Origin of the sequence: Leclercia sp. UBA1284 (genome assembly GCF_002308415.1) — a bacterium.
GTDB lineage: Bacteria > Pseudomonadota > Gammaproteobacteria > Enterobacterales > Enterobacteriaceae > Enterobacter > Enterobacter pneumoniae.
In genome coordinates, this window is the sequence record NZ_DBUS01000009.1 from 163,588 (window position 1) to 182,129 (window position 18,542).

At 56.3% G+C, this 18,542-nt stretch carries 16 protein-coding genes and 2 pseudogenes; 12 read left to right on the plus strand and 6 right to left on the minus strand.

Annotation, left to right across the window (positions count from 1 at the left end; translation table 11 throughout):
• Positions 1-13: 13 nt before the first annotated feature.
• The gene (gene lsrR / locus B3511_RS19355) at positions 14-985 is read right to left on the minus strand and encodes a transcriptional regulator LsrR (RefSeq protein WP_286790082.1); all 972 of its coding nucleotides are present in this window, start codon (positions 983-985) and stop codon (positions 14-16) included.
• A 215-nt stretch (positions 986-1,200) separates the two neighbouring features.
• Between lsrR and lsrA the strand changes: the two genes are divergently transcribed.
• The 6 genes from lsrA to lsrG are packed head-to-tail and all read left to right on the plus strand — an operon-like array spanning position 1,201 to position 6,887.
• The gene (gene lsrA, locus B3511_RS19360) at positions 1,201-2,688 is read left to right on the plus strand and encodes an autoinducer 2 ABC transporter ATP-binding protein LsrA (protein ID WP_286790083.1); all 1,488 of its coding nucleotides are present in this window, start codon (positions 1,201-1,203) and stop codon (positions 2,686-2,688) included.
• The gene (gene lsrC, locus B3511_RS19365) at positions 2,685-3,716 is read left to right on the plus strand and encodes an autoinducer 2 ABC transporter permease LsrC (protein WP_286790084.1); all 1,032 of its coding nucleotides are present in this window, start codon (positions 2,685-2,687) and stop codon (positions 3,714-3,716) included. Before lsrA ends, lsrC begins: the two co-directional genes overlap by 4 nt.
• Positions 3,717-4,700 (plus strand): autoinducer 2 ABC transporter permease LsrD, encoded by a 984-nt coding sequence (gene lsrD, locus B3511_RS19370; RefSeq protein ID WP_286790085.1) that lies wholly within the window; start codon positions 3,717-3,719, stop codon positions 4,698-4,700.
• Positions 4,697-5,698: an autoinducer 2 ABC transporter substrate-binding protein LsrB gene (gene lsrB / locus B3511_RS19375; protein ID WP_040073947.1), complete on the plus strand. Its 1,002-nt coding sequence runs from the start codon at positions 4,697-4,699 to the stop codon at positions 5,696-5,698. Before lsrD ends, lsrB begins: the two co-directional genes overlap by 4 nt.
• 11 nt (positions 5,699-5,709) lie before the next feature.
• Positions 5,710-6,597: a 3-hydroxy-5-phosphonooxypentane-2,4-dione thiolase gene (gene lsrF / locus B3511_RS19380; RefSeq protein WP_286790086.1), complete on the plus strand. Its 888-nt coding sequence runs from the start codon at positions 5,710-5,712 to the stop codon at positions 6,595-6,597.
• On the plus strand, positions 6,594-6,887 hold the full coding sequence (gene lsrG / locus B3511_RS19385; protein ID WP_022649458.1) for a (4S)-4-hydroxy-5-phosphonooxypentane-2,3-dione isomerase: 294 nt from the start codon (positions 6,594-6,596) through the stop codon (positions 6,885-6,887). The genes lsrF and lsrG overlap by 4 nt, the downstream gene beginning before the upstream one ends.
• An 84-nt stretch (positions 6,888-6,971) precedes the next feature.
• On the opposite strand, the gene B3511_RS19390 is transcribed toward lsrG, so the two are convergent.
• Positions 6,972-7,820, minus strand: coding sequence for a dihydrodipicolinate synthase family protein (locus B3511_RS19390; RefSeq protein ID WP_207292436.1), 849 nt, complete (start codon positions 7,818-7,820; stop codon positions 6,972-6,974).
• 324 nt (positions 7,821-8,144) lie between these two features.
• Complete coding sequence (gene ygjG / locus B3511_RS19395) at positions 8,145-9,524, minus strand: putrescine aminotransferase (protein ID WP_286790087.1); 1,380 nt, start codon at positions 9,522-9,524, stop codon at positions 8,145-8,147.
• Between the two features lie 433 nt (positions 9,525-9,957).
• Here ygjG and B3511_RS19400 point away from each other — a divergent pair, with 433 nt between their 5' ends.
• Positions 9,958-11,478, plus strand: coding sequence for a methyl-accepting chemotaxis protein (locus B3511_RS19400; RefSeq protein WP_212476705.1), 1,521 nt, complete (start codon positions 9,958-9,960; stop codon positions 11,476-11,478).
• 325 nt (positions 11,479-11,803) lie between these two features.
• Positions 11,804-13,363, plus strand: coding sequence for a methyl-accepting chemotaxis protein (locus B3511_RS19405; protein ID WP_286790088.1), 1,560 nt, complete (start codon positions 11,804-11,806; stop codon positions 13,361-13,363).
• Here the strand turns inward: B3511_RS19405 and B3511_RS19410 are convergent.
• Complete coding sequence (locus B3511_RS19410; protein ID WP_286790089.1) at positions 13,360-13,884, minus strand: PadR family transcriptional regulator; 525 nt, start codon at positions 13,882-13,884, stop codon at positions 13,360-13,362. The two genes, B3511_RS19405 and B3511_RS19410, sit on opposite strands and share 4 nt — an antisense overlap.
• Before the next feature lie 234 nt (positions 13,885-14,118).
• Here B3511_RS19410 and B3511_RS19415 point away from each other — a divergent pair, with 234 nt between their 5' ends.
• A complete protein-coding gene (locus tag B3511_RS19415; protein WP_233800540.1) occupies positions 14,119-14,883 on the plus strand; it encodes a siderophore-interacting protein in 765 nt (254 codons plus the stop codon).
• On the opposite strand, the gene B3511_RS19420 is transcribed toward B3511_RS19415, so the two are convergent.
• Positions 14,884-16,053: a DNA repair protein gene (locus B3511_RS19420; RefSeq protein WP_046885826.1), complete on the minus strand. Its 1,170-nt coding sequence runs from the start codon at positions 16,051-16,053 to the stop codon at positions 14,884-14,886.
• A gap of 462 nt (positions 16,054-16,515) precedes the next feature.
• On the opposite strand from B3511_RS19420, the gene B3511_RS19425 reads away from it, so the two are divergent.
• Both B3511_RS19425 and B3511_RS19430 read left to right on the plus strand, forming a co-directional pair.
• The gene (locus B3511_RS19425; protein WP_286790090.1) at positions 16,516-16,968 is read left to right on the plus strand and encodes a hypothetical protein; all 453 of its coding nucleotides are present in this window, start codon (positions 16,516-16,518) and stop codon (positions 16,966-16,968) included.
• Positions 16,969-17,805: 837 nt separating this feature from the next.
• Positions 17,806-18,174: a hypothetical protein gene (locus B3511_RS19430; protein ID WP_286791486.1), complete on the plus strand. Its 369-nt coding sequence runs from the start codon at positions 17,806-17,808 to the stop codon at positions 18,172-18,174.
• Here B3511_RS19430 and B3511_RS19435 read toward each other — a convergent pair.
• Positions 18,124-18,456: pseudogene (locus B3511_RS19435) on the minus strand (tyrosine-type recombinase/integrase); the annotation flags it as partial. The gene B3511_RS19430 and the pseudogene B3511_RS19435 sit on opposite strands and share 51 nt — an antisense overlap.
• On the opposite strand from B3511_RS19435, the pseudogene B3511_RS20700 reads away from it, so the two are divergent.
• Positions 18,453-18,537: pseudogene (locus B3511_RS20700) on the plus strand (hypothetical protein); the annotation flags it as partial. The pseudogenes B3511_RS19435 and B3511_RS20700 sit on opposite strands and share 4 nt — an antisense overlap.
• Between the last annotated feature and the right edge of the window lie 5 nt (positions 18,538-18,542).

The window sequence follows — 18,542 nt, forward strand, 5'->3', positions numbered from 1 at the left end:
ACGAGCTACGCCCTTATTTTGCCAGGGCCAGCACCGCGCGGGCTGTGGTCTCTTCCGTCACCAGGCCATTGATACGGCGACCTTTCAGTGCGGCATAAATCGCATCGGCTTTCTCTTCGCCACCGGCCACACCAACGATAGTGGGCAGTTGCGCCAGCTCTTCGAGGGTCACGCCGAGTAACTCCTGATGAATCTCCAGATCCTCAACCCGCTCGCCGCCGGCGTTAAGGAAGTAACCGAGAATGTCCCCCACGGCGCCCTTACGGGCGAACATCAACTGTTCTCCCTCGCTGATGTAGCCGGAGCGTAAAATCGTGGCATCGCGACGCTGGTTCACCGATCCGATACCGACTACGGCTGCATCGGCGGCCGTGGCGGCGAGGATCACATCCCTTACGCTGGCTTCACGCTTTAAGATCCCGGCAACGGATGCTGACGACACGCGCAGCGGGGCGGGGATCATACTTACGCTACAGGCCGCATCCAGCTGGCTAATACCGGTCATATAGGGCCCGACGCCGCCCGAAAGGGTCACCAGCCGCACCTGCTGTGAACCAATAAAACCGCTTAAGTGCTGGATGCAGCTCATGGTGGTTTCACCAAATCCCACTGCCAGCAGCTGCCCGGGTTCCAGTACGCCCATTAACGACTGGGCGGCACCAATGCCCAGGCGTATGCTCATCGCTGGGGTATTCAGGGCCGGTAACACGCGGGCCAGCTTCAGGCCAAAACGCTGTTGCAGCTCGGTTTCCAGAGCCAGGCACCCCTCGTAGCGCGAGTTAATCTGTACGCGGATCACCCCCGACTGACGCCCCTTCTCCAGCAGGCGGGAGATCTTCAGGCGCGGCAGGCCTAACCGTTCGCCTATGTCGTTCTGGGTCAGGCCGTCGTGGTAGTAACACCAGGCCACGCGAGCCACCAGCTCTTCCTCTGACAGCGCCAGTCCGGCAAACCGGCTCTCTTCGACAATGCGTTTCTCGCTCATAGATGAACTCTTATAAAAATTTAGATCATATGTTCGTGATGTTGCGCCGCGAAAATGTGAGCCACGCGACAAAACGGATCTTTTAATGTGTTTGGGTAATCTCTGGATCTCAAACCATAAAACTGTGATCCCTGCACGGTTGTAAATATAGTTCAGGGTCTACGCTTTTGAACATTATTAAATCTAAAAATCTTTTGTTCAATGGCGGCGTGAAGATGAAAACACTCTTAGAGGCACGCGATATCCATAAGCAGTTCTCTGGCGTTCCGGTGTTGAAAGGCATTGATTTCACACTGCTGTCAGGCCAGGTGCATGCGTTAATGGGCGGTAATGGCGCGGGAAAATCGACGCTAATGAAGATCATTGCCGGGGTTGAGACGCCCGATCGCGGTGAACTCTCTGTGGCCGGTCACGCATTTGCGCGCCTTAAGCCTGGCCAGGCGCACGGGCTTGGCATCTATCTGGTGCCGCAGGAGCCGATGCTGTTTCCCAATCTCACGGTGCGCGAAAACATTCTTTTCCGCCTGCCGCGCGGCAACAACCTTAATACGCGCCTGACCGATAAGCTCCAGCAGTTGCAGTGCCAGCTAAATCTCGACGCGGCCGCCAGCACTTTGGAAGTGGCAGATCAGCAGATGGTGGAGATCCTGCGCGGGTTAATGCGCGAGGCGCAGATCCTGATCCTTGATGAACCTACCGCATCGCTCACGCCCGGAGAAACCGAGCGCCTGTTCCGCCAGATCCGCGCGCTCCAGGCGCTGGGGGTCGGCATTGTTTTTATCTCTCATAAACTGCCGGAGATCCGCGCGCTCGCCAGCCACGTGTCGGTGATGCGTGACGGCGCGGTGGTACTCAGCGGCGAAACCGCGCAGCTGGATGACAATGCGCTGATCGCTGCCATGACCCCGGTCAGCCGGGATCGCAGCTTAAGCGATACACAAAAACTGTGGCTGGCCCTGCCGGGAAACCGCCGTACCCAGGCGCAGGATTTCCCGGTCCTGCGGGTGGACGATCTCACCGGGGAGGGGTTTATCGATCTCAGCCTGGAAATTTACGCCGGCGAGATTGTCGGCCTCGCCGGGCTGGTGGGATCCGGGCGCACGGAGTTTGCGGAAACCCTCTATGGCCTGCGTCCGGCACGCGGAGGGCGCGTCTGGCTGGAGAATCAGGAGATCGGCCACGATACCGTTTCGGCCCGCCTCGGGAAGGGGCTGGTCTACCTGCCGGAAGACAGGCAGGTATCGGGTCTGTTCCTGGATGCGCCGATCCGCTGGAACACCGTGGCGCTGAACGAGCCCTCTGTCTGGCAACAGCGCAAGCGGGAATCTGCGGTGGTGGAGCGTTATCACCGGGCGCTGGGGATCAAACTCAACCATGCGGATCAAACCGTGCGCACCCTCTCCGGCGGTAATCAACAGAAGGTCCTGCTGGCACGCTGTCTGGAGGCCAACCCACTGCTGTTGATCGTCGATGAACCGACGCGCGGTGTGGACGTCTCGGCGCGCGCCGATATCTATCAGCTGCTTAAGAGCGTGGCGGCGCAAAACGTGGCGGTGCTAATGATCTCAAGCGATCTTGATGAATTTCCCGGTCTGGCGGATCGCGTGCTGGTGATGCACCAGGGGAGGCTCAGCGGCGAGTTGCCCCGCCAGGCGGTCAGCCTCGATCGCATGATGGCATTGGCGTTCGGAGGCCAGGCATGAAGACCTTATTAAAGAACCGTGAGCTGAGCGCTTTACTGGCGATCCTCGCTCTGTTTGCCGTGCTGGTGGCGCTGAATCCAGGCTATTTGAGCCTACAGACGCTGGGAATGATCTTCGCCAGCGCGCAGATCCTGATCCTGCTGGCGATCGGCGCGGCGCTGGTGATGCTGACCCGTAATATTGATGTTTCAGTGGGATCGACCGTCGGCCTCTGCGCCATTGCCGTAGGCGTGGCGCTTAATAACGGCTATAGCCTGCCGGTCTCTATGCTCTTTGCACTGATGATAGGCGCGCTGGCCGGTGCGTTTAATGGCCTGCTGGTGGTGGGACTGCGTATCCCGGCGATTGTGGCCACCCTCGGCACGCTGGGGCTCTATCGCGGTGGCATGCTGCTCTGGACCGGTGGAAAGTGGATAGAAGGGCTGCCACCAGCCCTGAAAGGCCTCTCAGCGCCGGTCGCCCTCGGGATTTCACCGTTGGGCTTTGTGGTGCTGTTTATCGCCGCCGTGGGGGCGTGGATCCTGTCGCGCACCGCTTTCGGGCGTGATTTTTATGCGGTGGGCGACAACCTCGCCGCCGCACGCCAGCTGGGCGTGGCGGTAAACCGCACCCGCATGCTCGCTTTTACTCTGAACGGCATGCTGGCGGCCTGTGCGGGCATTATCTTTGCCGCGCAGATCGGCTTTGTGCCAAACCAGACCGGCAGCGGACTGGAGATGAAAGCGATCGCCGCCTGCGTACTTGGCGGAATTTCGCTGCTGGGCGGGACGGGCACGCTGATTGGTGCGCTGCTCGGCGCCTTCTTCCTGACCCAAATCGACACCGTGCTGGTGCTGTTCAGGCTCCCGGCCTGGTGGAACGACTTTATCGCCGGGCTGGTGCTGCTGGGGGTGCTGGTGCTCGACGGGCGCTTGCGTCAGGCGCTGGCACGACATCAGCGGGCGCTGAAATACAGCCGTTTCCAGCCGGGCAACAAAGGGGGAAAACACGTCACCCCCTTTTCAAAACGCAAAAAAGAGGTGGCGTAAATGAAGCTTAACTGGGAAAGCGCGCTGCTGATCTTGCTGGTGCTGGAGATCCTGCTCTTTGGCGCCATTAACCCGCGGATGCTCGATATCAACATGCTGCTGTTCAGCACCAGCGACTTTATCTGCATCGGCATTGTGGCGCTGCCGCTGACGCTGGTGATCATCAGCGGTGGGATTGATATTTCGCTGGGGTCGACCATCGGTCTGTGCGCCATTGCGCTGGGGGTGATGACGCAGGCGGGGTGGCCGATGGCCGTGGCCATTCCGTTGACGCTGCTGCTCGGTCTGCTGTGCGGATTGCTCAACGCCGCGCTGATTCACTACACCGGTATCAGCCCGCTGGTCATTACCCTCGGCACGCTCTACCTCTACGGCGGCGGGGCGCTGCTGCTCTCTGGCATGGCGGGGGCGACCGGCTATGAGGGGATTGGCGGCTTCCCGGAGAGCTTTACCGCCTTCGCTAACCTGACGCTCTTCGGCCTGCCGATCCCGCTGGTGCTCTTCGCCGTCGTAACTCTTTTCTTCTGGCTGATTACCCATCGCGGACGCTTTGGCCGGCATCTGTTCCTGATCGGCCAGAACCCCCGTGCGGCACGCTATGCGGCGCTGTCGGTAAACGGCATGCCTTACGCGCTGTATGGCCTGGTGGGCGTGGCTGCGGCGATTGCCGCCCTGGTGATGGTCTCTTATTTCGGTTCGGCGCGTTCGGATCTCGGGCGCGATTTACTGATGCCGGCCCTCACCGCCGCCGTGCTCGGCGGGGCGAATATCTACGGCGGGTCAGGTTCGATTGTGGGTACGGCGCTGGCGGCGTTGCTGGTGGGCTACCTGCAACAGGGGTTACAGATGGTCGGCATCCCCAACCAGGTGTCGAGCGCGCTATCAGGGGCGCTACTGGTTGTGGTGGTGATGGGACGTTCGCTGAGTCTGCACCGTGAATGGGTGCGCAATATCTTCCTGAAAACTACCCGGAGCGTACGATGAAAACAAAACTGATAGTGCTGGCGATGGCCCTCAGCTTCGCCTCGGCGCAGGCGGCAGACCGCATCGCCTTTATCCCGAAACTGGTGGGTGTCGGCTTCTTTACCAGCGGCGGCAACGGCGCGAAAGAGGCGGGTAAAGATCTCGGCGTAGATGTGACCTACGACGGCCCGACCGAACCGAGCGTCTCCGGCCAGGTGCAGTTGATCAACAACTTCGTCAACCAGGGCTACAACGCCATTATCGTCTCTGCCGTGTCGCCGGACGGTCTCTGCCCGGCGCTGAAGCGCGCGATGCAGCGCGGCGTGAAGGTGCTGACCTGGGATTCCGACACCAAGCCGGAGTGCCGCAGCATTTACATCAACCAGGGCACACCGGAACAGCTGGGCGGCCTGCTGGTAGAAATGGCCGGCAAGCAGGTCACCAAACCGAATGCCAAAGTCGCCTTCTTCTACTCCAGCCCGACCGTCACCGACCAGAACCAGTGGGTCAAAGAGGCGAAAGCCAAAATCGAGAAAGATCATCCCCAGTGGCAGGTCGTCACCACCCAGTTTGGCTATAACGATGCCACCAAATCCCTGCAAACCGCCGAAGGGATTTTAAAAGCCTATCCGGATCTGGATGCGATCATCGCTCCGGACGCTAACGCCCTGCCGGCGGCAGCGCAGGCGGCAGAAAACCTGAAGCGGGAAGGGGTCGCGATCGTCGGGTTCAGTACGCCGAACGTAATGCGCCCCTACGTTGAGCGCGGCACGGTAAAAGCCTTTGGCCTGTGGGATGTGGTGCAGCAGGGCAAAATTGCGGTCAACGTCGCCGATCATATGTTGAAAAAGGGCGATGTTAACGTTGGCGACAGCGTAGAGATTAAAGACATTGGGACGCTGAAGGTTGAGCCGAACAGCGTGCAGGGCTACCAGTATGAGGCGAAGGGCAATGGCATCGTGCTGCTGCCGGAGCGGGTGGTGTTCACCAAAGAGAACATTGATAAGTACGACTTCTGACGGGGGAGAACATGGCTGATTTAGACGACATCAAAGACGGCAAGGATTTTGGTATCGGTACGCCGCAGGTCAACGTACCTTACACCCTGAAGGGCTGCGGTTCGCTGGACTGGGGCATGCAGTCCCGGCTTTCACGCATCTTCAACCCGCAAAGCAACCGCACGGTAATGCTGGCTTTTGACCACGGCTACTTCCAGGGGCCAACCACCTGCCTTGAACGTATCGATCTCTCCATTGCCCCGCTGTTTGGCGAGACCGACGTGCTGATGTGCACTCGCGGCATTTTGCGAAGCCAGGTGCCCGCGGCTACCAACAAACCGGTGGTGCTGCGCGCCTCCGGGGGAAATTCGATTCTGGGCGAGCTTTCCAACGAGTGCGTGGCGGTCGCGATGGAGGACGCGCTGCGCCTGAACGTCTGCGCGGTAGCGGCGCAGGTCTATATCGGCAGTGAATTTGAGCACCAGTCCATCAACAACATCATCAAGCTGGTGGACGCGGGCGCGCGCTATGGCATGCCGACGCTGGCGGTAACGGGGGTGGGCAAAGAGATGACGCGCGACGCCCGCTATTTCTCGCTCGCCAGCCGCATCGCCGCCGAGATGGGGGCGCAGTTCGTTAAGACCTATTATGTCGACGAGGGCTTTGAGAAAGTGACCGCCAGTTGCCCGGTGCCGATTGTCATCGCCGGGGGCAAGAAGCTACCGGAAAACGAGGCGCTGGAGATGTGCTGGCGCGCCATCGACCAGGGGGCATCCGGCGTGGACATGGGGCGCAATATCTTCCAGTCCAGTGCGCCGCTCGCCATGCTGAAGGCGGTGAAAAAAGTGGTCCACGAGAACATGCGCGCGCGGGACGCGTTCCAGTTCTGGCAGGAAGAGAAACAGGGAGAAGCAAAATGAATGTGACGCTGGTAGAGATCAATATCAAACCCGAACGGGTAGATGAGTTTCTGGAGGTGTTTCGCGCCAATCATGAAGGGGCGATTCAGGAGCCGGGCAATCTGCGCTTTGATGTACTGCAGGACCCGCGGGTGAAAACCCGGTTCTTTATCTATGAAGCCTATAAAGACGAAGAGGCAGTATTAGCGCACAAGCAGACGCCGCACTATCTGGCCTGCGTGGATAAGCTCGAGGAACTGATGTCGGAGCCGCGTAAAAAACGCTGTTTTGTCGGGTTGTTGCCGGAATAACGGCCTTGCCCGGTGGCGCAACGCGGACCGGGCCTGTGGAGTGCTAATCCCGCTTGCCGGGTACGCGGAGCGCCAGCGGGTGGTTCAGGCCAGCTCAAGGCTGACAATCAGTCTCGCCAGCGCTTCACGCGGCTCGCCCTGGATCGCCTGCAGGGGAAACGGCAGTGCAGGCACCGTGACTTTTCCCATCATCTCGGCTGCGGCCGCCATGACGCGCAGGCTGCCATAACGGCGGAACAGCGCCCACAGCGGCTCAAGCCGTTCAGATTGCGCCGTCTCTTTTGAACGCGCAATCGCCAGCGCGGTCTGCGGGAACACGCCTGCGATAACCGAGTACCAGACGTCGAACCCGGCCCGCAGGGCTGGCGCTGCCTGCCAGTCACCGCTGATGCCCATGGTAACGTTGTCCGGAAGGCGCGAGCGTACCTGCGCGATATCCTCCGGCACGCGGCCAAATTTCACGGAGCCGATGTTCGGTAGCGCCGCCACGGCAAACATCAGCTCATCGCTAAATGTAAAGCCGGTGGTGGCCGGGTTATCGTAAACGCACAGCGGAACGGAGAGCTGGCGGGTAACCCGCTCATACAGCGAATAGACCTCCTCCGCCGTCAGCCGCTGGTACGAGACCGGAGCCATTAGCACGCCGGCCGCCCCGGCCGCCTGCGCATCGTCGGCCAGACGCAGAATATCGTCCAGCCGAAGTGCGCCGATGCTCACCATCACAGGGATACCGCCCGCATGCTCAACCGCACAGCGTGCTACCTGAGCTCGTTCTGCAACGGTGAGGTACGCGTAGCTGCCCGTCGAACCAAGAATACCCAGCGAATCTACGCCCGCATCCACCAGTGGGCGCAGAAGGGTTGTGAAAGCCTGCTCGTCGATCTTTCCCTCTTTCAGGGGGGTCAACGGAAATGCACTTAATCCGTGAAACATCGTCTCTCCTCTTAAAGCGCCAGCGGTGAACCTGAGCCGTCGTCATCGCGTTAACAAAAAATAAAGCAAGGGCCATCACGGCAAGATGCGAGGCTACTGACGGCGTAACCTCTGTTGACGGTTTTATACCATGGTTGTGACCCAACAAGGATAAAGACAAGGTATGGACCTGGCCGGAAGCGAATATCGTTCCGGTAGCCAGGCGTTGGCAAAAACAGAGCGGGGCCAGTAAAGGGGAAATGTGCGGCGGTTTACCGTTAAAAAGGTTCGGACGTAGCGGAAAAAAAAACGGCCGGGCAGGCGCAGGGCCGCCCGGCCGTTTTTTTACGCCTCTTCGACGCTCACTCTCAGCGCCGCCAGCGCTTTACGCGCAGCTTTCAGCACCTGCTCACACTGCTCAATGGTGAGCGTGAGCGGCGGTTCAATGCGGATGGTTTTGGCGTTGTTCAACGTGCCGGCTACCAGCACCCGCTGGCGGAACATCTCGCTCGCGAAGTTGTAGCCGATTACGTTATCAACAAACTCGATAGCCATCAGCATACCTTTGCCGCGTGCGTCCTGCACCAGGTCCGGGTATTCACGCCCTAGCTGGCGGAAACCATCGAGCAGCATGTCGCCTTTCTGCTCGGCCTGCGCAGGCAGGTTCTCCTCCAGTAATACGTTGATGGTCGCCAGCGCAGCAGCACAGGCCAGCGGATTACCGCCGAAGGTGGTGGTGTGCAGGAACGGGTTTTCAAACAGCACCGAGAATACCTCTTCGGTCGCCACCGTGGCGCCAATCGGCATTACGCCGCCGCCCAGCGCCTTCGCCAGGCAGAGAATGTCTGGCTGCACGTTCTCATGCTCGCAGGCAAACATCTTGCCTGTACGACCCATACCGGTCTGCACTTCGTCGAAGATCAGCAGCGCGCCAAACTCATCGCACAGCTGACGCACGGCAGGCAGATAGCCTTGCGGAGGCAGGATCACGCCCCCTTCACCCTGAATAGGTTCCAGAATCACCGCCGCCACGTCATCGCCGGTTTTACGGCACTCGCTGAGCTGCAGGCGCAGCGCAGCAATATCGCCGAACGGCACATGGCGGAAGCCCGGCAGCAGCGGCATAAACGGTTTACGGAAGGTCGATTTTGCCGTCGCGGAGAGGGCGCCCAGCGATTTGCCGTGGAAGGCACCGCTGGTGGCGATAAAGGTGAATTTTCCGCGCGGCGACTGGTACGCTTTGGCGAGCTTAAGCGCCGCTTCGACCGACTCCGTGCCGCTGTTGCTAAAGAAGCTGTATTTCAGTTTGCCGGGGGTCAGGGCCGCCAGCGTTTTTGCCAGCATCGCCCGCAGGGGGTCGATGAGTTCCTGACTGTGAAGAGGTTGTTTAGCGAGTTGATTCTGTACGGCGGAAACGACAACTGGATTACGGTGCCCCACGTTGAAAATCCCAAAACCACCCAGGCAATCAATAAACTCCTGTCCCTGGGTGTCGACAAGCGTATTCAAACTCCCCGCCTGCCACTCTACGGCTCCGTAATCCCCGCCAGCGGTCACAGATTTTCGATACTCTAAAAACCCCGGATTCACATGCTCTTTGAAGTAATCAATCACCTCGCGGTTAAGTTGTTTCATCTCCTCATGATCAAGCGTTTGCTTTTCAATGAGATTCAGTGCGTGCGCGGTACAGGCAAGAGCCGAGGCGCTGGAGGGTAACCTGTTCAAGATGTGCTCCCGGGGATCGCGTATCACATGATACTGAGTTAATTATTGCAGGGATTGCGCCACTTCCGATGACCCGACGAAAATCGGGATAAACGCCAGGTTAAAGTAATGTTGCACAATATTTAATCATGTGAGACGCAGCGGAGGCGGTTTTGGCGTGGGGTCGCGGGCCATTGCGTTGCACTCATTTTCGTCAATTGCACTGACGTGGTGCGGCGTACGCTACTTAAGTAGGCCTTAACGGGTAAGGCTTTGTGAGTAATTTCACCATGAAAGTATTTTGAATCAATAGATTAGAAAAGCGTACTAAAAGTGCGGTTTAGAGATGATTTGCGATCTCGATCGAATTTAACAACTAAAGATAAATTCCCTACCGCCGAAAAGAGATTAACCCCCGAAATTAACATTCAAATAACCTGCAAGGGATGCTCACATGTCTTCTCAATCGTATGTCACCCAGAATGCGTATCCTCTGGACGATGACACCACTCTGATGTCCACCACTGACCTCAACAGCTACATGACCCACACTAACGATACTTTCGTGAAGGTCAGCGGCTACCAACTGAATGAGTTGCTGGGCCAGCCGCACAATGTGGTACGCCATCCGGATATGCCAAAAGCCGCGTTTGCCGATATGTGGTACACGCTGAAGCAGGGCGAGCCGTGGAGCGGCATTGTGAAAAACCGCCGCAAAAATGGCGACCATTACTGGGTGCGCGCCAACGCCGTGCCGATGGTGCGTAACGGGCAGGTGACGGGTTATATGTCGATTCGCGCGAAGGCCACGCCGGAAGAGATTGCCGCGGTAGAGCCGCTCTACAAAGCGCTGAACGAAGGACGCAGTAACAAACGTCTGCATAAAGGGCTAGTGTTGCGTAAAGGCTGGTCTGGCAAGCTGCCCACTCTGCCGCTGCGCTGGCGGGTGCGTAGCGTGATGGCCGGTTTGTTTGTGGTGCTTGCCGCGGTGCTGCTGGCCACCTCTGCAGGCTGGGCGCCGCTGGCGGCCAGTGCCCTCATCATGCTGACAGGCACCCTGCTGTTTGAGCAGCAGATTGTACGCCCGATCGAGAACGTTGCGCGCCAGGCGCTGAACGTGGCGACCGGGGCACGCAATAGCGTAGAGCACCTCAACCGCAGCGACGAACTGGGGCTGACCCTGCGTGCGGTGGGGCAGTTAGGGTTGATGTGCCGCTGGCTGATCAATGACGTATCAAGCCAGGTGGTGAGCGTGCGCGACGGAAGTGACCAACTGGCGAAGGGCAACGAAGATCTGAACGATCGCACCCGTCAGACCGTGGCCAACGTGCAGCAGACGGTGACCACCATGAACCAGATGGCGGCATCGGTGCAGAGCAACTCAGAGACGGCCGCCGCCGCCGATAAGCTCTCTATGGCGGCCAGCGGCGCGGCCACCGAAGGGGGCAGCGCGATGCAGACGGTAGTCAGGACGATGGATGAGATCGCCGACAGTACCCAGCGCATCGGCTCAATCACTAAACTGATTAATGACATTGCTTTCCAGACCAACATCTTGGCGCTGAACGCTGCGGTTGAGGCGGCCCGTGCGGGTGAGCAGGGGAAAGGTTTTGCGGTGGTGGCTGGCGAAGTGCGCCATCTGGCGAGCCGCAGCGCCAGCGCGGCCAATGATATCCGTAAGCTGATTGATGCCAGTTCCAGTAAGGTGCAGTCAGGTTCGGAGCAGGTGCATGCCGCCGGCCAGACCATGGATGATATCGTTGAGCAGGTTCAGAACGTCACCCGCCTGATTGCCCAGATTAGCCACTCGACATCGGAACAGGCCACCGGTTTATCCGAGCTGACACGTGCCGTGGCAGAACTGGATGGCATCACCCAGAAAAACGCCGCGCTGGTGGAAGAGAGCGCGCATGTCTCCGCCATGGTGAAGCACCGGGCGAAACGCCTGGAGGATGCGGTCACCGTTTTACACTAAAGGTCCCGCAGAAGAAAAAGCCGCTTATTTATTTTAAGTAAGCGGCTTTTTTTATTCCGCGGTAAAGCCGCAGGGAATGTTAATTTTATATTAAATAATTAAAGTTCCCGATGAAATAATAACCAGAAATAATGCGCGCTTATTCTTGCGCAGAAGTCAATTCACTTAAATACAGGCGCTAAAACGATCGATTACCCGCATTTAATAGGCGATACCTATTCTTTGATAGTGGTTTCTAAGAAAAAAGCGATCAAAGTCATAAAGTTAGCTAAAAACCGACCGATAACCCCCTCGTCAAAGAAATAATCACATCGATGGAGTTAATATGTCTTTAAATAACGTAAGGATCGGCACAAAATTATTTCTGGCGTTTGGGTTCATTATTTTACTCATGATAGTGAGCTCCGGTCTCTCCTTACTGAGCCTGAGTCGGGCTAATAGCGGTATGCAGACCATCATTTCTGAGGATTATCCCACCACGGTAAAAGCCAATCAGTTAATCGAACAGTTCCAGGAATTTGTCAGTACCCAGCAGCTCATGTTGCTGGATGACCAGGGCACCTACACCGCCACGTCGGAGCAGCATCTGAAGGCGATAAGTGAAAATATCACGCGCATTTCTACTGACCTGACCAACAGGCTCAACGACGAAGAATCGCAAAAAATCCTCTCCGACTTCAGCCAGATACGCCAGCAATATCTTGAGTCCCGCTTCCGTATCCTGAAAGCCATACAAAATAATGACCGCCCGGGCGCGGTGGCCGAGATGATGACCACGACCCTGACGCTGCAGCAAGCTTATAAAGTGAAAGTGCAGGAGCTGATTGCGGTGCAGAACCGCGAGATGCAGAAGGGTGGTGACGACGTTGAGCGCGACTTCAAATCGAACCGTATGATCCTGGTCCTGCTGGCGCTGGGAAGCGTGCTGGCGGCGTCGGTGATCGGCTGGTTTATCGCCCGCTCAATCACCCATCCGCTGGGCCAGGCCGTCTCGCTGGCGGAATCTATCGCCGAGGGCGATCTCACCCGAACGGTGGTCAGCCGCTCCCGTGACGAGACCGGCGTTCTGCTGAACGCGCTGATGACCATGAAAACCCGTCTGCAGGAGATTGTGCAGGAGGTGCAGTCCGGCTCCGAGAGCATCTCCAGCGCGGCGGCGCAGATTGTGGCAGGCAACCAGGATCTGGCAGCCCGGACTGAAGAGCAGGCCAGTTCCGTCGAGCAGACGGCGGCGTCGATGGAGCAGATCACCGTGACGGTGAAGAACACCGCAGCCCACACGGGCGATGCCACTCACCTCTCTGCCGATGCGGCATTGGTGGTGAAAAATAACGGTGAAATGATGAAGCAGGTGACGCAGAAAATGCGTCTGATTAACGACACCTCTAACCGCATGTCTGACATTATCAACCTGATCGATGCCATCGCCTTCCAGACCAATATTCTGGCGCTGAATGCCGCCGTAGAAGCGGCACGCGCGGGCGAGCACGGGCGCGGATTCGCGGTGGTGGCCGGGGAAGTACGTCAGCTGGCGCAGAAAAGCGCCTCGTCATCCCGTGAGATCCGCCAGCTCATTGAGAGTTCCACCAGCCAGACGCAGGAAGGCATGGAACTGGTTGAGAAAGCCAGCGCTCTGATCAACGGGATGGTGGGGAACGTGGAAGAGATGGATGCCATTCTGCGCGAGATTGGCCAGGCGAGCCGCGAACAGACGGAAGGCATTTCCCAGATCAACAGCGCCATCGGCCTGATTGACTCCACTACCCAGCAGAACTCTGCGCTGGTAGAGGAGTCCGTTGCGGCGGCATCGGCACTGAACGATCAGGCCCGACACCTGAAAGAGATGGTGAAAATCTTCCGCCTGCGTGATGAAGCCGTGGCTTAATCCAGCTGGGAGATCTCCAGCGCCGCGCGGTCGATCACGCCGATAATCTGCTTAAGCTGCGCGTCGCTGAGCGGGGCCTGGTTAACACGTAAATCCAGCACCGCTTTAAAATTATCCAGAGCCCGCTTCATCTGCGGGTTTTTACGTAACTGGGCACCCACGCAGCGCGCTTTGATACGCGTCTGAATCTGCTCCAGCTGTTCCAGATTTTCATCCAGCCACAGCTGCCCGGCCACGGTGATGGCCAGCTTTTTGCGGCCGTTCTCTTCTTCCGTAATGGTAATAAACTGCTGCTCCTGCAAGAAATCCAGCGTCGGATAGATCACGCCCGGGCTTGGAGTGTAATTGCCCTGGGTCAGGCTCTCGATCGCTTTAATCAACTCATAACCATGGCTGGCATTGCGGGTCAAAATGTCGAGGATGACCAGCCGTAACTCGCCGTGTCCGAAGAATCGCTGTCGACGTCCGCCGCCGCCGTGGGGGTGATGATCGTGGTCGCGTTCAGGATGTGCGTGTCGCATAGAGTTGGCTCCTTATTTTGATATATCTAATTTATATCTAAAGTGTTCTTATTTGCAAATGTTCACGCCAATTTGTTCCTAACTCAATGATTAAAATGATTTATTTTATGGGTGTGGATTCGTATCAGGGAGAATTAAAAGGCTATCAAAAAAAACTTGCAATCCTGGTTATTAGCAATCATTATCATTTAAAATTAATTTAGATATATCGTAAATCATCACGAAGGCAGAAAAATGACATCGACCCGATACCCACAACGCGTGCGCAATGCGCTGCGTTTTCGCGAACTGGACGTGCTGCGCGTGGAGCGCATCAGCGGCGGATTTCAGCGCATTGTTTTAGGCGGCGAGGCGCTGGAAGGCTTTAGCTCTCGCGGTTTTGACGACCATACCAAAGTCTTTTTCCCTGAGCCGGGGACGACCTTTGTGCCGCCGGTCGTCACGGAAGAGGGGATCGACTGGGGCGAGGGCGTGCGCCCGCAGGCGCGCGATTACACCCCCCTGTACGATGCGGCGCGCCATGAACTGGCGCTCGATTTCTTCATCCACGAACGCGGTCTCGCCAGCGACTGGGCGGCGCAGGCCAAAGTGGGCGATAAGCTGACCATCGGCGGCCCGCGCGGTTCGTTGGTTGTGCCGGAAGATTATGCCTGGCAGCTGTACGTGTGCGATGAATCGGGCATGCCGGCCCTTCGTCGTCGTCTTGAAGCCATTGCGGCGCTGCCGGTACGCCCGGAGATCCACGCGGTGGTGACGGTGGGTGACGAAGCATATAAAGAGTATCTGGCACATCTGAGCGTGTTTAACATTCACTGGGTTGTGGGGCATAACGAGCAGGCGGTTGCCGACACGCTGGCGACCTTAAGCGTGCCCGCGGCGGATTACTTTATCTGGCTGACCGGGGAAGGGAAGATGGTGAAAAACCTGAGCCGCCAGTTTGAAACGGATGCCATTGATCAACAGCTGGTGCGTGCCAGCGCATACTGGCACGCAAAATAGTCAGGCCGCTGAATCCAACTGCGCTTCGTTCACCTGATGTTCGAGCGAGGCGCGGACGTCGTTCAGCGCTTTCTCCTGCTGGGCGAAGTAGGCCTCCATATTGCTCAGGGAAGAGACCAGCAGCCAGGACTCCTCTTTTTCCAGCTCTGCCAGCTCGTTCACCAGCGTGTCGATTTGCTCGCGCACCTGGTTCATCTTTTTGCGGATACGTTCCAGATCGTTCAGTCTGTCGCTGGCCATCAGTGGCTCAAAGCCCTGCTGCAGGCGCGCCACCAGCGAACGGATGGCCTTCACGTCACCCCGCTGTTTAGCCTGATTGAGCTGCACCATCATGGCATTCGCCTCTTCTTTCAGATCGTCCGCCACCAGATCCGGATGGCAGAGCTTACTGGCCTGACGCCAGAGGCGTTTTAACTCGTTCTTATCCTCTTCTGATAAGTCCTTACCTTTACGCAGCCGCACTTCGGCTTCGTGATGCTGCTCGCGGTATTTTTCATACTCGTCGTTGGCCTCATCCCGAGCCTGCCGGGCAGGCTCCTCTTCGCGGGTTAAACCGATCTCCAGCTCCTGCGCTTCGGCCAGCAGATTGGCAATCAGGTTACTCTGCTGCTGCAGCTGTTTACGCGCCTCGGCGGCCTGCAGCGAGTCTGCCGGCAGGTCGCGCCAGCGCTGGGTCAGGGTGGCCAGCACTTCCACCGCCTGAGCCATATAGTGCTGACAGCGGCGATAATCCTCTTCACGCCGACGCGCCTCCGCCTGCTGACGGCGCAGATTCAGCTCCGCCAGAGTTTTACGCAGGGCGAGGATCTGGGTCATCAGGGGGCCGAGGCGAGAGAAATAGCTGTCGTTAAACTCATCCAGCTGCTGGACGCGGGCGTTACGACGGTCAATCAGATCGCGCAGGCGCTCTTCCAGCGCTTTCAATTCCAGCTTACTGGCCGCCAGCTGGGGATCGCGCCACGGGGTGACGGCGCGCTGGCTCTGCAGCCAGGCGGTGATGGCGGCCATCGCGGCGGTATAATTTTTCTGCTCAAGCGCCACGACGATTGCCTGTAGCTCATCGTCAAACGCTTCACTTTTCAGCCTGGCGAGCTGGCTCAGGATGATGTCGTCGTCTTCCAGTTCAATGGCATTTTTGATGATTTCTAGCCGTTTTATCGGAGTGCTCATGATGCCTTTCGCTTTGGCGCTTAAGTATTTGAGTTAAGGGTAATTGTGGTAAGAGCTACAGGAAATAATACACACGGATGATGATCGGCGCGATGGGGGATTTCTTTAGTTTTTACGGTTTTTTCGCCTGAATGATGAATCCGTTACATTCATTACGGAAGAGGGCTCGCAGAAGGGAAACATGGCGGTGGATTTCGCTTTTTACAGGGGAAAGGCGGGAGTAGGGTGAAGGCGTTGCAGAGAATCTGTAACCGGGCGTAGGAACCCGAACTACTCAACGGTGGTACATGTTTATGTATCGGGCCAGCGTACACCTCTGTAAAATCTTTGGTGGCGCTGGCAGGGCAGCCGAAAGGCTGGCCGGTTTTCGTTGAGTTCCGGTTCCTAACCCTGTCAGCGCTGCCACTCTCCTGTGCTTAGGAACTCAGGTTGTGGCTCTTAATACTCAACGGAGACAACAAAATGACAACCATCCCCAATCTGCTTTACACCCCTTGCCGCGACAGCTTTACCGTTCAGTTGCTCGCGACGCCGTTACCTGCTTCGGCCAATTTGTTCGAGGTCACCGACTTCTGTACCGGCTTTGTGAATGTGTTGCTTGAAACTAATGACCCCGCCGAGCGTATAGCGATCCTGGGCCGCTTATCCCAGGCGTTCACCCGAATGGCACAACTCTGCGACGATGACCTGCCGCCCGAACTGCTTATCCGTCTCACCACCGATGAATTGCTTCCCAGCAGCATGCCGGATCTGTGGCATGACACCTGTCTGACGGTGGGATATCTCCAGTCATTAACGCAGGCATTGCTGGGTAACACGCTGGCAAAACCGGTGGCGGATGACCTTGCCGGGCTGCTACATGACATGGTTTATATTGTCAGGGATTATGTGCAGGAGCCGTATTTAGTGCATTAGTGCAGGAGCTGTCTGATCTGACTTGCCAGATAAAACGTCGCAGGGGGTTCTTTACCGTTAATCTTGAGCCAGGCAACAAAAAAGCCACTCAATAGAGTGGCTTAATACTTTGATTCTCAAACAAAATTTGGTGGCCCCTGCTGGACTTTAACCAGCGACCAGGCGATTATGTAGTTCCTACAAGAACAACCGAAAATCAATGATTTGCATTATTTATCAATGATATAGATTGCCACTATTTGCCAAGAATTACCCATCTTTCGCCATTTCTACCGCCACTTTATCGCCATTAACTATTTTTACAAAGCTGGCTCTTGCGTGTAAGTACACATGGCCTTATAAAAGCAATACGTCCTGGTTTTTAACCTTTATCCGACAGGACTATTTTACAGTGGTTTTGGTGGCTTCTCATATCCTTGTATCCATGTTTTGGGGTATGACATGAAGCTAAAAAGAAAATCAAAATCCTGCGCTAAAAACGCATGTCCTAAGTGTCGTAAATGTTCTCGTTTTAAAGGTAATGAAAACAATAGGTTGATTAAATTTTTGACTGTGTTTTCGCATGTTTTAAGTATTTACAGATCCTTTAAAGCGCTCGGATGGTTCGATTGCTTAGCCATGTTTAAGGAGCCAATAAGCGCAGCAGCAAAGTTTGTAAGTCATCTCCTTTATAAAATTATGTAATTCAGGAGGTTATATGAAACCAGATAACAAAATAAAATTGCATTTAATAGCATAGTAACCACTTAAAATGGAGGGGTCATCACCTCCAGTGCAGCCAGTCAAATGAGGGGTAGCTCTTTTGATTTGGAAGGATAAACGAAACGGGAGAAGAGATTGCAGGACCTTCTAGGCGGAGTACTCATAAAGCATAATGGACGCAAAATCGCGATAGATTCCAAAAGAATCCAAGAAGCGATTGAGCGTGCCGCTGCTGCTCTTGGCTTAGGGGTTAACGACTATTTTCTCAAAGAGGAAAAGCAAAGAGTAGTTTATGTTTCACCGAAGGCTGGTGTTTCCATCATATCTATTCTTTCAATCATACAGACTGCCTTTACGATCCCGCTCAGTGAAGCAATCTGTTCTGTTTCGATTACTCAACTACTCAAAGCATCGGGTAGGTCAGCTCGCTCTCCTCCTCACCATGAGATTAGATTAACGCTCTTCATTCCAATCCAGCGGATTAAGCCTTACTATGTCTTCTAAGTGATCCGTAGCAAAGTGCGCAGATCGCATTGTCATTTCGATGACGGTGTGGCCGAGTACACGCTGTAAGACCAGAATATTACCACCATTCATCATAAAGTGACTGGCGAAGGTATGGCGTAAAACGTGGATAAGTTGTCCTGCTGGTAAAGCGATGTCTGTTCTTTCCAAAGCTGACCGAAACGCGCCTTAACAATCACTAAATAACCGGCCTTTTTTATCCTCAGGCAGAGAGTCGTAGAGCTCTTTACTGATTGGAACGGTGCGGTTTTTTCTACCTTTCTGAAGACTCAACCCATCATTGATGGCTTTTTTGCGCAGATTCACTGCCTGCCATGCGTGCCGGTTAATGAACTGGTTAAATGCCG

Bases quoted from the DNA above. Each gene is read 5' to 3' on its own strand.
- lsrR (WP_286790082.1), bottom strand. From the start codon at position 985: ATGAGCGAGAAACGCATTGTCGAAGAGAGCCGGTTTGCCGGACTGGCG.
- lsrA (WP_286790083.1), top strand. From the start codon at position 1,201: ATGAAAACACTCTTAGAGGCACGCGATATCCATAAGCAGTTCTCTGGC.
- lsrC (WP_286790084.1), top strand. From the start codon at position 2,685: ATGAAGACCTTATTAAAGAACCGTGAGCTGAGCGCTTTACTGGCGATC.
- lsrD (WP_286790085.1), top strand. From the start codon at position 3,717: ATGAAGCTTAACTGGGAAAGCGCGCTGCTGATCTTGCTGGTGCTGGAG.
- lsrB (WP_040073947.1), top strand. From the start codon at position 4,697: ATGAAAACAAAACTGATAGTGCTGGCGATGGCCCTCAGCTTCGCCTCG.
- lsrF (WP_286790086.1), top strand. From the start codon at position 5,710: ATGGCTGATTTAGACGACATCAAAGACGGCAAGGATTTTGGTATCGGT.
- lsrG (WP_022649458.1), top strand. From the start codon at position 6,594: ATGAATGTGACGCTGGTAGAGATCAATATCAAACCCGAACGGGTAGAT.
- B3511_RS19390 (WP_207292436.1), bottom strand. From the start codon at position 7,820: ATGTTTCACGGATTAAGTGCATTTCCGTTGACCCCCCTGAAAGAGGGA.
- B3511_RS19400 (WP_212476705.1), top strand. From the start codon at position 9,958: ATGTCTTCTCAATCGTATGTCACCCAGAATGCGTATCCTCTGGACGAT.
- B3511_RS19405 (WP_286790088.1), top strand. From the start codon at position 11,804: ATGTCTTTAAATAACGTAAGGATCGGCACAAAATTATTTCTGGCGTTT.
- B3511_RS19410 (WP_286790089.1), bottom strand. From the start codon at position 13,884: ATGCGACACGCACATCCTGAACGCGACCACGATCATCACCCCCACGGC.
- B3511_RS19415 (WP_233800540.1), top strand. From the start codon at position 14,119: ATGACATCGACCCGATACCCACAACGCGTGCGCAATGCGCTGCGTTTT.
- B3511_RS19420 (WP_046885826.1), bottom strand. From the start codon at position 16,053: ATGAGCACTCCGATAAAACGGCTAGAAATCATCAAAAATGCCATTGAA.
- B3511_RS19425 (WP_286790090.1), top strand. From the start codon at position 16,516: ATGACAACCATCCCCAATCTGCTTTACACCCCTTGCCGCGACAGCTTT.